2 protein-coding genes are annotated in these 670 nt (G+C 48.2%); both read right to left on the bottom strand.

Going from position 1 to position 670, the window contains the following annotated elements; genetic code table 11:
* A partial coding sequence (locus A3766_RS00730; RefSeq protein WP_369808586.1) for an alpha/beta hydrolase occupies positions 1 to 327 on the bottom strand: 327 nt, incomplete at its 3' end.
* Position 328: 1 nt separating this feature from the next.
* Positions 329 to 670, bottom strand: a 342-nt coding sequence (locus A3766_RS00725) for a hemolysin III family protein (protein WP_197479144.1), incomplete at its 5' end; no start/stop codon positions are given.

Here is a 670-nt window from a genome sequence, read left to right as displayed (position 1 = left end):
GTGGCCCCGGTTAACCGCCGCCGTCCATTCGCTCATTTTACGGCGAGATAAATCATCTGCCGATGTACCGTGCCCGTCCATTCGTGGCGCGTAGACGGTATAGCCTTGGCTATAAAGATAGTCAGCCCACTCTCGCACTTCTTCCGGGGCAGCCATTAGGCCATGAACAAGCAGCACTCCCTGCGTGGCTTGAGGCTGATGAAGCAGGTAAGGTTGGCCAATTTCTGGTGGCTTGGTTTCACCTTTAAGGAAGTGTTCCTGGTAATCGTTTATAAAACGACTCGTTTCTTCCTCTAGCAGGCATTGTGCTTTAGAGCTTAAGCTCATCTTAGGCTGACGCCGTAGCGGAAAATGCACTGTAAATCAGGCTGTAATGACAGGCGCCACCAATTAAGACCATTACGTGGAAGAGTTCATGGAAACTGAAAATTCCAGGCAACATTAAGGGTTTCTTACTTGCATAGAAAATAGCACCTAGCGTGAACGCGATACCGCCAGCAAAAAGCAGATTAACCTGCATATCGGTCATGAGATCCAAGATTTGTTGCATGGGGAAAACTAGCATCCAACCCATTGTCAGAAAAATTAAGGCATAGAGTATTCTTGGTGCGCGCGGGAAGAATAATTGTGAGCACAGGCCAAATGCCACCAGTCCCCATTGAATTGCTAT

It is taken from the genome of Oleiphilus sp. HI0132, assembly GCF_001635845.1.
The sequence above is the reverse complement of the archived record's forward strand: the minus strand, read 5'-3'. Positions and strand labels throughout refer to the sequence as shown.